Origin of the sequence: Dactylosporangium fulvum, from assembly GCF_025137375.1 — a bacterium.
Lineage (GTDB): Bacteria > Actinomycetota > Actinomycetes > Mycobacteriales > Micromonosporaceae > Dactylosporangium > Dactylosporangium fulvum.
On sequence record NZ_CP073720.1, the window covers coordinates 9,925,876 to 9,941,937 of the forward strand.

The window sequence follows — 16,062 nt, forward strand, 5'->3', positions numbered from 1 at the left end:
TGAGACACCTTTAAGGATGCCCAGGTCACAGTATGTATGCCATCGAAATATCCGCGAATCACGTATTGACGAAGTGAGACTCTGGCCACTAGCGTCACGGATACTTTTAGGAAAGTTTCCTAAAGGATCATCCAGGAGACGCGATGAAACGATCCGTCCGCAACGGCCTCGTCGTCGCCGCCGCAGTGGCGCTGGCGGCGGCCGTAGTCCCCATCGTCACCAGCACCGCCAACGCCGCCGGCAACCTCAGCGCCACGTTCACGGTCGACCAGGACTGGGGTTCCGGCTGGGGCGCGACCTACAAGATCACGAATGGCACCTCGAGCGCGATCAACGGGTGGACGCTCGAGTTCGACCTGCCCGCGGGCGGTCAGATCACCAGCTTCTGGGACGCGGACGTCGTCCGCACCGGCCAGCACTACGTCGCCAAGAACAAGTCGTGGGCCCCGACGCTCGCCGCCGGCGCCAGCATCAGCTGGGGCATGAACGGCAGCGGCGCGAAGCCGCCGATCAACTGCAAGATCAACGGCGTCGTCTGCAGCGGCGGCACCCCCACCTCGAACCCGCCGTCGTCGAACCCGCCGAGCTCCAAACCGCCGTCGTCGAACCCGCCCACCTCGAACCCGCCCACCTCCAACCCGCCCAGCGGCTCGAAGAAGGTCGTCGGCTACTTCGCGGAGTGGGGCGTGTACGCCCGCAACTACCACGCGAAGAACATCGACACGAGCGGCTCGGCCTCGAAGCTGACCCACATCCTGTACGCGTTCGGTAACACCACCGGCGGCCGGTGCTCGATCGGCGACAGCTTTGCGGACTACGAGAAGGCGTACACCGCGGCCGAGTCGGTCGACGGCGTCGCGGACACCTGGGACCAGCCCCTGCGGGGCAGCTTCAACCAGCTGAAGAAGCTCAAGGCGAAGTACCCCCACCTGAAGGTCATCTGGTCGTTCGGCGGCTGGACCTGGTCCGGCGGCTTCACCCAGGCCGCGGCCAACCCGGCCGCCTTCGCGGACTCCTGCTACAGCCTGGTCAACGACCCGCGCTGGGCCGGCGTCTTCGACGGCATCGACATCGACTGGGAGTACCCGAACGCGTGTGGCCTGCAGTGTGACACCAGCGGCCCGAACGCCTTCAAGAACGTCATCTCGGCGCTGCGCAGCAGGTTCGGCTCCAGCAAGCTGGTCACCGCCGCCATCACCGCGGACGGCACCAACGGCGGCAAGATCGACGCGACCGACTACGCCGGCGCGATCGGCAACCTCGACTGGCTCATGCCGATGACGTACGACTACTTCGGTTCGTTCAGCGCGCAGGGCCCGACCGCCCCGCACTCGCCGCTGAACTGCTACGCGGGCATCCCGACCGCCGGCTTCTGCGCCGAGACCGCGATCAACAAGCTCAAGAGCAAGGGCATCCCGGCCAACAAGCTGCTCCTCGGCATCGGCTTCTACGGCCGCGGCTGGACCGGCGTCACCCAGGCCACGCCCGGCGGCACCGCCACCGGTGCGGCGCCCGGCACCTACGAGCAGGGCAACGAGGACTACAAGGTCCTGAAGAACACCTGCCCGGCCACCGGCACCATCGGCGGCACCGCCTACGCCAAGTGCGGCAGCAACTGGTGGAGCTACGACACGCCGAGCACCATCACCGGCAAGATGAGCTACGCGAAGTCGCAGAGCCTCGGCGGCGCGTTCTTCTGGGAGCTCTCCGGCGACACCTCCAACGGTGAGTTGATCACCGCGGTGAGCAACGGTCTGAAGTAACCGCAACCCTGACGGGCGAGGGCGGGCCTTCCATAGGCCCGCCCTCAATCGTCACCCGGGCCGGATAGCGTATGAGGCGAGATGACGAGTTCGCTTGCCGACCACCTCCGCGCCCTGCCCGACGACGGGCTGATGGCGCTCATCCGGCTGCGCCCTGACCTGGTCATCCCGCCGCCGTCGGACTTCTCGGCCATGGCGCACCGGGCCCAGTCGCGGGTGGCCGTCGCCCGGGCGCTCGACGGCCTCGACACCTTCACGCTGGAGATCCTCGACGCGCTGCGATACACGCGCGTGGGGCACACGACGTCGGTCGAGGCGGTGCTCGCCCTCACGGCCGCCGCGGGGGTCGAGGCCGCCCGCGTGCGTTCGGCCATCGACCTGCTGCGGTCCTACGCGGTGGTGTACGGCCAGGATCAGGCCCTGCGCATCGCGGGTGCCGTCGACGAGGTCTCCTCGCCCTACCCGGCCGGGCTGGGCCGGCCGGCCGATGAGCTCGACCCGATGGCCGGCGCCCTGGCCGCCGACGCCGCGGGACTGCGCCGCACGCTGATGGCGGCGCCGCCGGCCGCCCGTGCCGTGCTCGACCGGCTCGCAGCCGGGCCTCCCGTCGGTACCGTCACCCCGGCAAGCCTGCAGCCCGACTCCGACTCGCCGGTCCGCTGGCTGATTGACCGGCACCTGCTGGTCACGGTCGGCCGCGACGCCGTCGAGCTGCCGGTCGAGGTGTCGCTCGTCCTGCGCCGCGATGCCGGGCCGCTCGGCCAGCTGCACCCCGATCCCCCGCCGATGGACACCCCGCAGCGGGAGCCCGCCCAACTCGACCGCGCCGGCGCGGGCCAGGTCCTCGAGCTCGTCCGCAATGCCGAGACGCTGATCGAGACGATCGGCGCCGAGCCACCCGCCGTGTTGCGCTCCGGTGGACTCGGCGTCCGGGAGCTCCGGCGATACGCCAAGACGGTCGGCGTCGACGAGCCGACCACGGCACTGCTGGTGGAGATCGTGACCGCCGCCGGACTGCTGGGTGAGGAGATCGTCGACAACAAGCGGGTGGAGAGCGTCTTCCTGCCGACGGTGGCCTACGACGCCTGGCGGGCCGGCGGCATCGCCGCCCGCTGGCACCGGCTCGCGGTCACCTGGCTGACCATGACCCGGGCGCCGTCCATGGTCGGGCAGCGCGACGACCGCGACCGCCCGATCAACGCGCTGGCGCCCGAACTGTCCCGCCCCGGTGCGCCGGCCCAGCGCCGCGCGGCCCTGCGGGTGCTCGCCGACCTGCCGCCGGGCGCCACCGCGGCGCCCTCGGCGGTGGTCGACACCCTCGCCTGGCGTGCGCCCCGGCGGGTCTCCCGCGGCGCGTCGGCCGGGGTCGAGGCGAGCCTGGCCGAGGCGGCGTATGTCGGGCTCACCGGCTTCGGCGGGCTGACCAGCTACGGCCGGCTGCTGCTCGAGGAGCTCGCCGCCGGCGCGGTCGACGCCGACGACCCGCTCGGGCTCCACGCGCCGGAGGGCGGCGCGCTGACCGGCTCGGCCGCGCTGCTCGACACCCTGCTGCCGGCCCCCGTCGACCACGTGCTGCTGCAGGCCGACCTGTCCGTGATCGTGCCCGGGCCGCCGGAGGCGAGCCTGGCCGGTGAGCTTGAGCTGCTCGGCGTCCAGGAGTCCGCGAGCGTCTACCGGATCACGGCCGACACGGTCCGCCGCAGCCTCGACGCCGGCTATTCGGCCGCCGACCTGCACGCGCTGCTCGCGCGCCGGTCCCGGACGCCGGTGCCGCAGACCCTCACGTACCTCATCGACGACATGGCCCGCAAGCACGGCGGCATGCGGATCGGCTCCGCCAATTCGTACGTCCGCAGCGACGACGAATCGCTGATCGCCGAGGTGCTCGCCGACCGGCGCCTCCAGCCGCTCGCCCTGCGCCGGCTGGCGCCGACCGTGCTGGCCTGCCGGCACACGCCGGCCCGGCTGCTGGAGGCGCTGCGCGAGGCCGGCTACCCGCCGGTGCAGGAGGACGCGACGGGTGCGGCGATGCTGACCAGGCCGAAGGTCCGCCGGGGTCCGCCGCGGCCCAGCTGGGCACACCGCGGCGTGGAGGACCCGGCGGCGGGCGTGCGGCTGTCGACGCCCCGGCTGGCCGGGGTGATCGAGCAGATCCGCCGCGGTGACGCGGCCGCCCGGGTGGCGCGGCGCGCGCCGGTGACCGTGCGGGCCAACGGCTCGGGCGGGTCGCACACCGAGGCCCTGGAGGTGCTCCAGCAGGCGCTGCGCGACCGCACCCGGGTGTGGGTCGGCTACATCGACGCGCACGGCGCGACGGCGTCCCGGCTGGTGCGGCCGGTGTCGATGGGGTCGGGCTATCTGCGGGCCGAGGACGAGCGCACGGAAATGCTGCACACGTTCGCCCTGCACCGGATCACCGCGGCGGTGCCGGAGAACGAGGGCTCCTAGTCGTCGGTGTCCCTGTGCCGGATCGAGCCGATGATCGACATGACCAGCATGACGATCAGGATCGCGCCGAGCGACTCGCTGACGGCCGTCTGCACGTCGGTGTGCGCGACCTGTGAGGAGAGCAGAAACCAGCCGACGGCCACCGCGAGCGCGGCCAGCCCACCGAACGCCAAGGTCACTCTCGGACCCATGCGGTCGAGTCTAGGCCCTGTCCCGCCGATCATGTCGAGCCGAGACGAAGTCCAGAGTTTTGTCCGGTGGTGGCCCGGGAAGGTCCGGCCACCGGTGTTGTGACCGGGCCCTTCCGGGACGCCGCCAGCGCCTGGGCGAGGCGCCGGGCCCGCCGCAGCCCGGTCCCCACTTTGATACCCACCCTAGGTCCCGGGTCGGACGACGCGCCTGCCCCCGATGCAAATGGCCGCCGGCGACGCCGACGGCCCGAACGCGCACGCCCGGTTCCCGAACACCACGACGACGGCCGAAGGCCGTCAATACGCAAGACGCTAGGCACCCCGTTCGCGGTTGCAAATTGCAGGATCATCCCGCTATCTGAGAATGTCAGAGGTGCGTGCGACACTGGTTGCCGTGCCAGAAGGTCCACTGATCGTCCAGTCCGACAAGACCCTGCTGCTCGAGGTCGACCATCCGGACGCGCTCGCGTGCCGCATGGCGATCGCCCCCTTCGCCGAGCTGGAGCGCTCGCCGGAGCACGTCCACACCTATCGGCTGACCCCGCTGGGCCTGTGGAACGCGCGCGCGGCCGGCCACGACGCGGAGGGCGTCGTCGACGCGCTGCTGCGCTTCTCGCGCTATCCGGTGCCCCACGCGCTGCTGGTCGACATCGCCGACACGATGGACCGCTACGGACGGCTCCAGCTGCTCAACGACCCCATCCACGGCCTGGTGCTGCACGCACTCGACCGGGTCGTGCTGGTCGAGGTGGCGAAGAGCAAGAAGCTGGCCGGCATGCTCGGCGCGCACATCGACGCCGACACGATCGTGGTCCACGCCTCCGAGCGCGGCCGGCTCAAGCAGGCGCTGCTCAAGCTCGGCTGGCCGGCCGAAGACCTCGCCGGTTACGTCGACGGCGAGGCGCACGCCATCAACCTGGCCGAGGACGGCTGGGCACTGCGGTCCTACCAGCGCGAGGCGGTCGACTCGTTCTGGGCCGGCGGCTCCGGCGTCGTCGTGCTGCCCTGCGGCGCGGGCAAGACGCTGGTCGGCGCCGCGGCGATGGCCGAGGCGAAGGCGACCACGCTGATCCTGGTGACCAACACCGTCGCCGGCCGGCAGTGGAAGCGCGAGCTGGTCGCGCGCACCAGCCTGACCGAGGACGAGATCGGCGAATACTCCGGCGAGCGCAAGGAGATCCGCCCGGTCACCATCGCGACCTATCAGGTGCTGACGACCCGCCGCGGCGGCGTGTTTCCGCACCTCGACCTGTTCGGCGCCCGCGACTGGGGCCTGATCGTCTACGACGAGGTCCACCTGCTGCCCGCGCCGATCTTCCGGTTCACCGCCGACCTGCAGGCCCGGCGCCGGCTCGGCCTGACCGCGACCCTGGTGCGGGAGGACGGCCGCGAGGGCGACGTGTTCTCGCTGATCGGCCCGAAGCGTTACGACGCGCCGTGGAAGGACATCGAGGCGCAGGGCTGGATCGCTCCGGCCGAGTGTGTCGAGGTGCGCGTGACGCTGACCGAGACCGAGCGCATGGCGTATGCGGTCGCGGAGCCCGAGGAGCGCTACCGCGTGGCCGCCACCGCCCGCACCAAGCTGCCCGTCGTGCAGGCGCTGGTCGATCGGCACAAGGGCGAGCAGATCCTGGTCATCGGCGGCTACATCGACCAGCTCCACCACCTCGGCGAGTTCCTCGACGCGCCGATCGTGCAGGGCTCGACGACCACGAAGGAGCGCGAGCGGCTGTTCGACGAGTTCCGCTCCGGCGAGCTGAAGACACTGGTCATCTCGCGGGTCGGCAACTTCTCGATCGACCTGCCCGAGGCCGCGGTGGCCATCCAGGTCTCCGGCAGCTTCGGCTCACGGCAGGAGGAGGCGCAACGCCTCGGCCGCGTGCTCCGCCCGAAGGCCGACAAGCGGCAGGCCCACTTCTACACGGTGGTGGCCCGCGACACGATCGACACGGAATACGCAGCGCACCGCCAGCGGTTCCTGGCCGAGCAGGGTTACGCCTACACCATCACCGACGCCGACGACGTCCTCGCGTAGATTCCGCGAACCCGCTACGGGCCCTCGGCGATCACCGACAGGGCCTCCTCGATCAGCTGCCGGGGATCGTCGGCGCCGTCGTTCTCGACCCAGGTCATGACGGCGTTGATGATCGCACCGACGCAGGCGCCCATGAATGCCACCGACCGGAAGTCGTCCGGCTCCCGGCCGAGCCGCTCGGCCAGCGGCGCGGCCAGGAACTTGATCGACGACTGCATGTTGTCCAGCGAGCGCATGCGCAGGGCCGGCACCGACAGTGCCAGCCTCGCCCGCTGCAGGACCTGCTCGGCCTCGTCGGGGTCGATCTGCGCGAACGCGTCGAGGAACGCCCGGCGAACGGTGTCGAGCGGGGACAGCTCCGGCGGAGCGTTCCGAATGGCGTCGGCCATCAGGTCGTCGTACCGGTCCTGGACGACCGCGTCTTCCTTGGTCTTGAAGTACCGGAAGAACGTGCTCGGCGAGATCTCCGCCGCCTCCGCGATCTGCTCCACCGTGGTCGCGTCGTAGCCCTGCTGGGCGAACAGGCGCACCGCGTGCTCCTGGATCGCCCAGCGGGTCTTCTGCTTCTTGCGTTCACGCAACCCTGGTGAGCTCATCCACCGATTCTTCCGCACCCTCCGGGGGGCGCGCACCGGGTAGGAACACGGCGACGAGCACGGCACCGGCCAGTACGACCCCGGCACAGACGAACAGGACCGCGCTCATCGCGTCGAGGAACGCCCCGCGGGCGGCCAGCGCGAGCGCCTGGTCCCCGGTGCGTGCCGCGACCGCCATGGCCGCCGTCACCGAGTCGTGGGCCACCTCCGGCGCCGGTCCCAGCCTGTCGCGGTACACGCCTGCGGTGAGGCTGCCGAGCAGCGCCACACCGAGCGCCCCGCCGACCTGCCGGAGTGTCATGGTGACCGCGGTGCCCGAGCCGGCCTCGTCGCGTGGCAGTTCGCCCATGACCGCGTCCATGGCCGGGGTCAGCGCCAGACCGACGCCGGCGCCGGTGACGAGCAGCCAGGTCGCCACGAAGCCGTACCCCGACCCGGTGCCGGTCGTCGCGCCGAGCAGCATGCCGGCCGCGCCGACCAGCAGCCCGGCCGCGACCGGCACCCGGGTCGGGACGCGGCCCGCGATCCGGGCGCCGAGCGGCGCGCCGACGAACATGCCGCCGATCAGCGGCAGCAGGCGCAGGCCGACGCCGAGCGCGTCGTGGCCGAGGACCGCCTGCAGGAACAGGGGCAGGATGAACAGCACGCCGAAGAGCGCGAACGACGCGATGGTCCCGGCGGTGGTACCCCAGGCGAAGCGCGGCCGGCGGAACAACCGCAGGTCGATCATCGGCGCCGCGATCCGCCGTTCGACGACGGCGAACACGGCCAGCAGCACCAGGCCGCCCGCCAGCGCGCCGAGCACCAGGCCGTCGGTCCAGCCCCGTGCGGGTGCCTCGATCACGCCGTACACCAGCGCGGTCAGGCCGATCGTGGACAGGATCGCGCCGAAGAAGTCGACCGGCTTGGGGGTCGCCGCCTTCGACTCGGGCACGAGCAGCCCGACGGCGACGGCCGCGATCACCGCCACCGGGATGTTGATCACGAAGATCGAGCCCCACCAGAAGTGCTCCAGCAGGTAGCCGCCGATGATCGGGCCGAGCGGCAGGCCGATGCCCATGCCCATGGTCAGGACCGCGATCGCCTTGCCCCGCTCGTGCGGCGCGAACAGCACCGGCAGGATCGCCAGCGTGATCGGCGTCAGGATCGCGCCACCGACGCCCATGACCGCGCGGGCGGCGATGACCTGCCCGACGCTGCCGGCGAAGACGGCGCCGAGCGACGCGGCCGCGAAGAGGAGCAGGCCGATCATGAGCAGGCGCTTGCGGCCGTACCGGTCGCCGAGGGCACCCATCGGCAGGAGCAGGCCGGCGAAGACCAGGACGTAGGCGTCGACGAGCCACTGCAGCTCGGCGTTGCCGGCGTCGAGTTCGGTCGCGAGCGTGGGCAGCGCGACGTTGAGGATCGTCGTGTCGAAGCCGACCGTGAGCACGCTCAGCACGATGGCGACGAGTGCCCACCAGCGGCGTGGGCTCGAACTGACAGCAGCCATATTTTGAGAGTAACTACCATTTGAGTTGTACTGTCAATCGAGACCGTCATCACAAAAAATCGCCCCTGGCGTCATGCCAGGGGCGCTGCGAGCGATCGGGTGCGGGTCAGCCTCGCAACTCTCGCGACAACAGCTCGGCGATCTGCGCGGTGTTGAGCGCAGCGCCCTTGCGCAGGTTGTCACCCGTGACGAAGAAGTCGAGCGCCCTCGGGTCGTCGACCGAGCGCCGGATCCGGCCGACCCACGACGGGTCCGTTCCGACCGCGTCGATCGGCATCGGAAACTCTCCGGCGGCCGGATCGTCGACCAGGATGACGCCGGGCGCGTGGCGCAGGACCTCGCGGGCGCCCTCGGCGTCGACCTCCGAGCCGAAGACCGCGTGGACCGCGACGGAGTGGCCGGTGACGACCGGCACCCGCACGCAGGTCGCGGAGACCTTGAGGTCGGGCAGGCCGAGGATCTTGCGCGACTCGTTGCGCAGCTTCAGCTCCTCCGACGACCAGCCGCCGTCCCGCAGCGAGCCGGCCCACGGCACCACATTGAGGGCGAGCGGCGCCGGGAACGGGCCGAGGTCGTCGCCGACCGCCTGGCGGACGTTGCCGGGGCGCGAGCCGAGGCTGCGGTCGCCGCCGACCCGCCGCAGCTGGTCGTGCAGCGTGTCGACGCCGTCCTTGCCGGCACCGGAGACCGCCTGGTAGGAGGCCAGGACGAGCTCCTTGAGACCGTATTCGCGGTGCAGCGGCGCGAGCGCCACGATCATCGTCAGCGTGGTGCAGTTGGCGTTGGCGATGATTCCCTTGGTGCGGTTGCGCACCTGCTCCGGGTTGATCTCCGGCACGACGAGCGGAACGTCGGGGTCCATACGGAAGGCCGCGGAGTTGTCGACGGCGACGGCGCCGCGCGACACGGCGATCGGCGCCCACTCCACGGACACCTCGTCGGGAACGTCGAACATCACCACGTCGATGCCGTCGAACACCTCGGGGGCCAGCTCGTGCACGACGAGCTCCTCGCCGCGCACGACGAGCGTGCGCCCGGCCGACCGTTTCGAGGCGACGAGACGGATCTCGCCCCACACGTTCTTTCGGGATGAGAGCAGTTCACACATCACGGAGCCGACGGCTCCGGTCGCACCCACCACCGCCAGGCTCGGCAACCCGTGACCACCCACGATGACCGAACCTATCGTCCGGTCCCCGCGTAGACCACAGCTTCCTCATCGCCACCCAGCTCGAATGCGTCGTGGATGGCCCGGACGGCGACGTCGAGGTCGGTGTCGCGGCACACCACGGACACCCGGATCTCCGAGGTGGAGATCATCTCGATGTTGACGCCCGCCTCAGCGAGCGCGGCGAACAGCTGGGCCGCGACACCCGGGTTGGACCGCATGCCGGCGCCGATCAGCGACACCTTGCCGATGTGGTCGTCGAACAGCACGTCCTTGTAGTCGACGCTCGACTTGATCCGCTCCAGGGCGGCCTTGGCCCTCGTACCGTCGGTCTTCGGCAGCGTGAAGGAGATGTCGGTGCGGCCCGTGCTCTCCGTCGACACGTTCTGGACGATCATGTCGATGTTGGTCTCCGCGGCCGCGACCGTCTGGAAGATCCGCGCGGCGACACCGGGCTGGTCGGGAACGCCGACGATGGTGATCTTCGCCTCGCTGCTGTCGTGCGCGACGCCGGTGATGAGCGCTTGCTCCACGGAAAGGTCCTCCATCGATCCGGTGACCATGGTGCCGTTGGCGGTTGAGTACGAGGAACGGACGTGGATCGGCAGCGAGAAGCGCCGCGCGTATTCGACGCTGCGCAGGTGCAGCACCTTGGCGCCGCACGCGGCCAGCTCGAGCATCTCCTCGTAGGTGATCTGCTTGATGTGCCGGGCGTTCTTGGCCACCCGCGGGTCGGCGGTGAAGATGCCGTCGACGTCGGTGTAGATCTCGCACACGTCGGAGTGCAGCGCGGCGGCGAGTGCCACGGCCGTGGTGTCCGAGCCGCCGCGGCCCAGCGTGGTGATGTCCTTGGTGTCCTGCGACACACCCTGGAAGCCGGCGACGATGGCGATCGCACCCTCGTCGAGCGCGGCCCGGATCCGGCCCGGGGTCACGTCGATGATCCGGGCCCTGCCGTGGGTCGACGTGGTGAGCACGCCGGCCTGGCTGCCGGTATACGACCGGGCCTCGTATCCCAGGTTGTTGATCGCCATGGCCAGCAGCGCCATGGAGATGCGCTCACCGGCGGTGAGCAGCATGTCGAGCTCGCGGCCTGCCGGGATCGGGCTCACCTGCGACGCGAGGTCGAGGAGCTCGTCGGTGGTGTCGCCCATAGCGGAAACCACCACGACAACCTCGTTGCCGGCCTTCCGCGTGTCGACGATCCGCTCGGCAACGCGCTTGATGCGCTCGGCGTTGGCGACGGACGATCCGCCGTACTTCTGCACGATCAGCGCCACGCCGTCGAGCTCCTTCCGCCCTTTCGGGTCCGGCCGCACCACGTTGTGGCGGCTCCTGCTGTGTCAGATCCTGTCAGGTCGCCCGTTCGGGCGAGGTCAACGCAGCCGAGCGTACCGGCGTGAGGTTCCACTCGGCAGTAGCGTTCCACGATCCGGCCGTCCCGCGGCGCCGGGTGTGGCGTTGCACGATCCCGGCACCCGACGGGCGAGAATACGCGGGTGCGTTCGCATCGGGTCGGGGTTACCGCGATCACTGTGACCGCCGGCACGGCTCTCGCCGTGATCACCGGCGTGCTCGTCGCCGCTTGCGGCTCCACCGGGGCACCGGTGACCGCGGTGAGTTCCGAGGCGGCCCCCGTCCAGGCCGACCCGCGGGGACTGCTCGCCGGCCGGGTCGCGGTCGCCAAGGATCAGCGGTATGTCGCCGCGTACACACTCACCGTATCCGGCAAGGCGCCGCGCTCGATCCTGGTGTCGATCGCGACCGACCGCACCTGGCGGGTCGACATCCAGGGTGGTGCGCTCGGCGGCACCGCGGACGTGGCGATCGCCGGCCGGCCCGAAGGGCAGTACCAGTGCCCGATCAACCCGGCCGCCGGCTGCGTCAAGATCGCCCCGGCCGGCAAGAAACTGCCGGCCGCCAACGACCCCCGCATCCAGTACGTCTTCGTCGCCTGGCTCGACGTCCTGCTCGACCGGCAGGTCCCGCTCTCGGTGGCACCCGCCGACCCGCTCGCCGGCACGTCGGCACCCTGCTTCGCCGTCGAGCCGGGGGTCACCGCGATCCAGCCGCCGATCGACCCGGGCGTGTTCTGCTACAGCGACAAGGGCATCCTGACCGCGGCGAAGCTGCCCTTCGGCCAACTGGCGCTGACCGGCGAGGTGATCGGGGCGCCCCCGACGATCTCGCTGCCGGGCCCCGTGGTCGACGGCGCCCCGCTGCCGACGACCGCACCGCCGCCGCCCTCACCGAACCCGTCCGGCTCCCAACTGCCGAGATCGGTTTCGCCGAGCCCGTCCAAGGGCGTAGCCTGACCTCGACATGTGGCAGACGCTTCTTCTTCGTCGCCGCGACGAGGCCTCTCAGGCCGGCACCTCGTCGCGGGGATGACACGCGCGTCTGCGCTCCTGCCGGTCGATCCCCTTTTAGTGCTTCGGATCAGACCCTCAACCAACCAGGAGCAGAATCAGCATGTCCGAGATCGCCAACCAGACCCCCAGCCGGATGCCCATTCACCGCTACCGGCCGTTTTCTGAACAGTTCCCGATCCCGCTGACCGACCGGCAGTGGCCCGGCAAGGAGATCACTGTCGCGCCCCGCTGGTGCGCGGTGGACCTGCGCGACGGCAACCAGGCGCTGATCGACCCGATGTCCGTCGAGCGCAAGCGCCGGATGTTCAACCTGCTGGTCCGCATGGGATACAAGGAGATCGAGGTAGGGTTCCCGGCCGCCTCGCAGACCGACTTCGAGTTCGTGCGCACCCTGATCGAGCAGGACCTCATCCCCGAGGACGTCACGATCCAGGTCCTGACCCAGTGCCGTGACAACCTGATCGAGCGCACCTTCGAGTCGCTGCGCGGCGCCCGGCAGGCGATCGTCCACTTCTACAACTCGACCTCGACGCTCCAGCGGCGCGTGGTCTTCGGCCTGGACCGGGCCGGGATCACCGACATCGCCACGACCGGCGCGCGGCTCTGCCAGAAGTACGCCGAGGCGATCACGCCCGACACCAAGATCTACTACCAGTACTCCCCCGAGTCCTACACCGGCACCGAGCTGGACTACGCGCTGGAGATCTGCAGCGCGGTCATCGACGTGCTGCAGCCGACCCCGGACCGGCCGCTGATCATCAACCTGCCGGCGACGGTCGAGATGGCCACCCCCAACGTCTACGCCGACTCCATCGAGTGGATGTCGCGCAACCTGCCCCGCCGCGAGTCGGTCGTCCTGTCGCTGCATCCGCACAACGACCGCGGCACCGCCGTCGCCGCCGCCGAGCTGGGCCTGATGGCCGGCGCCGACCGCGTCGAGGGCTGCCTCTTCGGCAACGGCGAGCGCACCGGCAACGTCGACCTGGTCACGCTGGGCCTGAACCTGTTCTCCCAGGGCGTCGACCCGCAGATCGACTTCTCCGACATCGACGAGATCAAGCGGACCGTCGAGTACTGCAACCAACTGCCCGTCCACGAGCGCCACCCGTACGCCGGCGACCTGGTCTACACCGCCTTCTCCGGCTCCCACCAGGACGCCATCAAGAAGGGCTTCGAGGCGCTCAACCGCGACGCGGCCGCCGCCGGCGTGCCGGTCGACCAGTTCACCTGGGGCGTGCCGTATCTGCCGGTCGACCCGAAGGATCTGGGTCGCTCCTACGAGGCGGTCATCCGGGTGAACTCGCAGTCCGGCAAGGGCGGCGTCGCCTACATCATGAAGACGGAGCACCAGCTCGACCTGCCGCGCCGCCTGCAGATCGAGTTCTCCGGCGTCGTGCAGCGGCACACCGACGACGAGGGCGGCGAGGTCAACCCGCAGGCGATGTGGGACTTCTTCTCCGGTGAGTACTTCTCCGACCGGCGGTTCACGCTGGAGGGGTACGAGGCGGCGACCGTCGACGGCAAGGTCACGCTGACGGCCGACGTGAAGGTCGACGGCACGGTCCGGACCATCTCGGCGACCGGCAACGGGCCCATCGACGCGTTCGTCCAGGCGCTGAGCGACGTCGGCGTCGACGTTCGGGTGCTGGACTACGCCGAGCACGCCCTCACCGCGGGTGAGAGCGCCCAGGCGGCGGCCTATGTCGAGTGCTCCGTCGACGGCCAGACCTTCTGGGGCGTCGGCATCGACGCCAACATCGTCACGGCCTCCCTGCGCGCGGTGCTGAGCGCGGCGAACCGCGGCTGAGGTCCTGATCGTCCGGCGGGGTCCGGCCTCGATGGGAGGCCGGGCCCCGCCGTCACGTGGGCCCGGCCCAGGTCAGTTTCGGCATGGAAAGATCCTGGCCGCAGGACTGTCCCGGGCACCAGGGACAGCCGTCCTGCCTGCCGGGTCTCTTGCCCGGGCCGAACGTGCCGAAGTGAAAAGTGTCGGGAATCCCATCGTGGCGATTCCTGCGAGAGCTGCGTTGATACAGCACAGTAGGGGCGTGCGCCCCTCAAGAAACGGCAAAGCCGTCCTCCTCTCCCTCGCGCTCGCGACGGTGCTGACCGGCGCCGGCAGCTGCGAGGTCTCCTCCACACCCGGCTCCGCCGGACCGTCGACCGCCCCGACAACCGCCCCGACGACCGCCCCGACCGGCGGCGGCACGTCCGGCAACGCCGGTGCGGCGCTGGACTCCCTCACCGTGGCTCCGGCCGGATCGATGTCGGGCTACAGTCGCGAGAAGTTCCCGCACTGGATCTCGCAGGGCAACAGCTGCGACACGCGCGAGGCGGTGCTCAAGCGCGACGGCAAGAACGTCACGGTCGGCGACGGTTGCAAGATCACGAGCGGCAGCTGGTACAGCTCGTACGACGACAAGACCGTCACCAATGCACAGGACCTCGACATCGACCACATGGTCCCGCTGGCGGCGAGCTGGCGGTCCGGTGCCAACAAGTGGACCGACGAGCAGCGCAAGCAGTTCGCGAATGACATGACCCGGCCGCAACTGTTTGCGGTTAGCCTGCAGTCCAATCGGGCAAAGGGCGACCAGGACCCGTCGACGTGGAAGCCGCCGAACCGGGCCTACTGGTGCACGTATGCGCAGGATTGGGTCACGGTCAAGAGCTACTACAAGCTGACCGTGACGCAGGCCGAGAAGACGGCGCTGGCAGACATGCTGGCGACTTGTAAGTAGACCGCGGAAGGGGCGGCAGAGATGGCAGAACCAGGACCCGGACCGGCATCCGCCGGCTCTCCGCCCACCCCGCCGTCGTCGGCCTCGGCCGGCCCGGCCGGGGCTGCGGCAGACTCCCCGGGCGCGGCGGCCACGGCGCAGGGCGGCTCGCCTGGGCAGGCCGACTCCGCGGGCGCGGCGGCCACGGCTCAGACTGCGGCGGGCTCGAGCGGCGCCGGCACCGCGCAGGCCGTGGCCTCGGGCGCCACGGCCGACCGCCAGGCCTCCGGCCCAGCGGATCCGGGCGCCGCCGCTCCAGCCGGGTCGCCCCCGGCCTCGGCGGATGCCGGCGCCACGACCCCGCCCCCGGGAGCCGCGCCGGACTTCCTCCAGTCCGACATCATGGCCGGCCCGGGCGGCGTGATGACCGACGAGGTCGGCGTCATCACCGGCGAGTTGACCCTGCGCACGGAGGTCGACGACGGCGGCGCCGTCGTCGTGCGGGTCCAGTACAAGGACGCCGAGGAGTGGTACGTGGTGACGGGCGCCCGCGCCCACCTCAACGACCCGACGGACCTCTCGGCCGTGCACACCGTCGTCACCGGCATCCTGAACCGGCCCAACGGCTAGGCCTAGGCTGCGGCGGGGACGCCGAACCGGCGCCCCGCCGTTCAGACCGCTCTGCGCCCCTCGAACGCGCGGCCGAGGGTGATCTCGTCGGCGTATTCCAGGTCGCCACCCACCGGCAGCCCACTCGCCAGCCGGGTCACGGTGAGCCCCATCGGCTTGACCATCAGCGCCAGGTAGGTGGCGGTGGCCTCGCCCTCTGTGTTGGGGTCGGTGGCCAGGATGAGCTCCTTGCAGGTGCCCTCGGCCAGCCGGGTCATCAGCTCGCGGATGCGCAGGCTGTCGGGCCCGATGCCCTCCAGCGGGTTGATCGCGCCGCCGAGCACGTGGTAGCGGCCACGGAACTCGCCGGTCCGCTCGATGGCCACGACGTCCTTGGGCTCCTCGACGACGCAGAACACCTCGTCGCTGCGGCGCGGGTCGCGACAGATCCGGCAGAGGTCCGCCTCGGCGACGTTGTAGCAGCGGGTGCAGAACCGCACGAGGTCCTTCACCCGCTGCAACGCCTGCGCGAGCCGCTTGACGTCGGCGGGGTCGGCCGCCAGCACGTGAAACGCGATGCGCTGCGCGCTCTTCGGCCCGACCCCGGGCAACCGACCGAGCTCGTCGATCAGGTCCTGGATGGCGCCTTCGTACACGCCCGGCGCCCG

General features: G+C 70.7%; 13 protein-coding genes. 7 read left to right on the plus strand and 6 right to left on the minus strand.

Features of this window, described 5'->3' with window-relative positions:
- The first annotated feature begins 143 nt into the window (after window positions 1–143).
- A complete protein-coding gene (locus tag Dfulv_RS45720) occupies window positions 144–1,763 on the plus strand; it encodes a glycosyl hydrolase family 18 protein (RefSeq protein WP_259860059.1) in 1,620 nt (539 codons plus the stop codon).
- 81 nt (window positions 1,764–1,844) lie between these two features.
- Entirely contained in the window at window positions 1,845–4,211 is a 2,367-nt protein-coding gene (locus tag Dfulv_RS45725) for a helicase C-terminal domain-containing protein (protein ID WP_259860060.1), read from the plus strand.
- On the opposite strand, the gene Dfulv_RS45730 is transcribed toward Dfulv_RS45725, so the two are convergent.
- A complete protein-coding gene (locus Dfulv_RS45730) occupies window positions 4,208–4,402 on the minus strand; it encodes a hypothetical protein (RefSeq protein WP_259860061.1) in 195 nt (64 codons plus the stop codon). The genes Dfulv_RS45725 and Dfulv_RS45730 overlap by 4 nt on opposite strands.
- A 394-nt stretch (window positions 4,403–4,796) precedes the next feature.
- On the opposite strand from Dfulv_RS45730, the gene Dfulv_RS45735 reads away from it, so the two are divergent.
- A complete protein-coding gene (locus Dfulv_RS45735) occupies window positions 4,797–6,437 on the plus strand; it encodes a DNA repair helicase XPB (RefSeq protein ID WP_259860062.1) in 1,641 nt (546 codons plus the stop codon).
- Window positions 6,438–6,451: 14 nt separating this feature from the next.
- On the opposite strand, the gene Dfulv_RS45740 is transcribed toward Dfulv_RS45735, so the two are convergent.
- The 4 genes from Dfulv_RS45740 to Dfulv_RS45755 form a co-directional block, all read right to left on the minus strand.
- Window positions 6,452–7,033, minus strand: a complete 582-nt coding sequence (locus Dfulv_RS45740) for an acyl-CoA-like ligand-binding transcription factor (RefSeq protein ID WP_259860063.1) — start codon at window positions 7,031–7,033, stop codon at window positions 6,452–6,454.
- A complete protein-coding gene (locus Dfulv_RS45745) occupies window positions 7,011–8,525 on the minus strand; it encodes an MFS transporter (RefSeq protein ID WP_259860064.1) in 1,515 nt (504 codons plus the stop codon). Before Dfulv_RS45745 ends, Dfulv_RS45740 begins: the two co-directional genes overlap by 23 nt.
- 106 nt (window positions 8,526–8,631) lie before the next feature.
- Window positions 8,632–9,633, minus strand: a complete 1,002-nt coding sequence (locus Dfulv_RS45750; protein ID WP_259869507.1) for an aspartate-semialdehyde dehydrogenase — start codon at window positions 9,631–9,633, stop codon at window positions 8,632–8,634.
- Window positions 9,634–9,707: 74 nt separating this feature from the next.
- Window positions 9,708–10,973 (minus strand): aspartate kinase, encoded by a 1,266-nt coding sequence (locus Dfulv_RS45755; RefSeq protein ID WP_259869515.1) that lies wholly within the window; start codon window positions 10,971–10,973, stop codon window positions 9,708–9,710.
- A 219-nt stretch (window positions 10,974–11,192) separates the two neighbouring features.
- Between Dfulv_RS45755 and Dfulv_RS45760 the strand changes: the two genes are divergently transcribed.
- The 4 genes from Dfulv_RS45760 to Dfulv_RS49025 all read left to right on the plus strand — a co-directional run bounded on the left by Dfulv_RS45760 (window position 11,193) and on the right by Dfulv_RS49025 (window position 15,415).
- The gene (locus Dfulv_RS45760) at window positions 11,193–12,008 is read left to right on the plus strand and encodes a hypothetical protein (protein ID WP_259860065.1); all 816 of its coding nucleotides are present in this window, start codon (window positions 11,193–11,195) and stop codon (window positions 12,006–12,008) included.
- Window positions 12,009–12,165: 157 nt separating this feature from the next.
- Entirely contained in the window at window positions 12,166–13,872 is a 1,707-nt protein-coding gene (gene leuA, locus Dfulv_RS45765) for a 2-isopropylmalate synthase (protein WP_259860066.1), read from the plus strand.
- A 241-nt stretch (window positions 13,873–14,113) separates the two neighbouring features.
- Window positions 14,114–14,806: an HNH endonuclease family protein gene (locus tag Dfulv_RS45770; RefSeq protein ID WP_259860067.1), complete on the plus strand. Its 693-nt coding sequence runs from the start codon at window positions 14,114–14,116 to the stop codon at window positions 14,804–14,806.
- A 21-nt stretch (window positions 14,807–14,827) separates the two neighbouring features.
- On the plus strand, window positions 14,828–15,415 hold the full coding sequence (locus Dfulv_RS49025) for a hypothetical protein (RefSeq protein WP_406567890.1): 588 nt from the start codon (window positions 14,828–14,830) through the stop codon (window positions 15,413–15,415).
- Window positions 15,416–15,456: 41 nt separating this feature from the next.
- On the opposite strand, the gene recR is transcribed toward Dfulv_RS49025, so the two are convergent.
- A complete protein-coding gene (recR, locus tag Dfulv_RS45780; RefSeq protein ID WP_259860068.1) occupies window positions 15,457–16,050 on the minus strand; it encodes a recombination mediator RecR in 594 nt (197 codons plus the stop codon).
- Window positions 16,051–16,062: the final 12 nt, after the last annotated feature.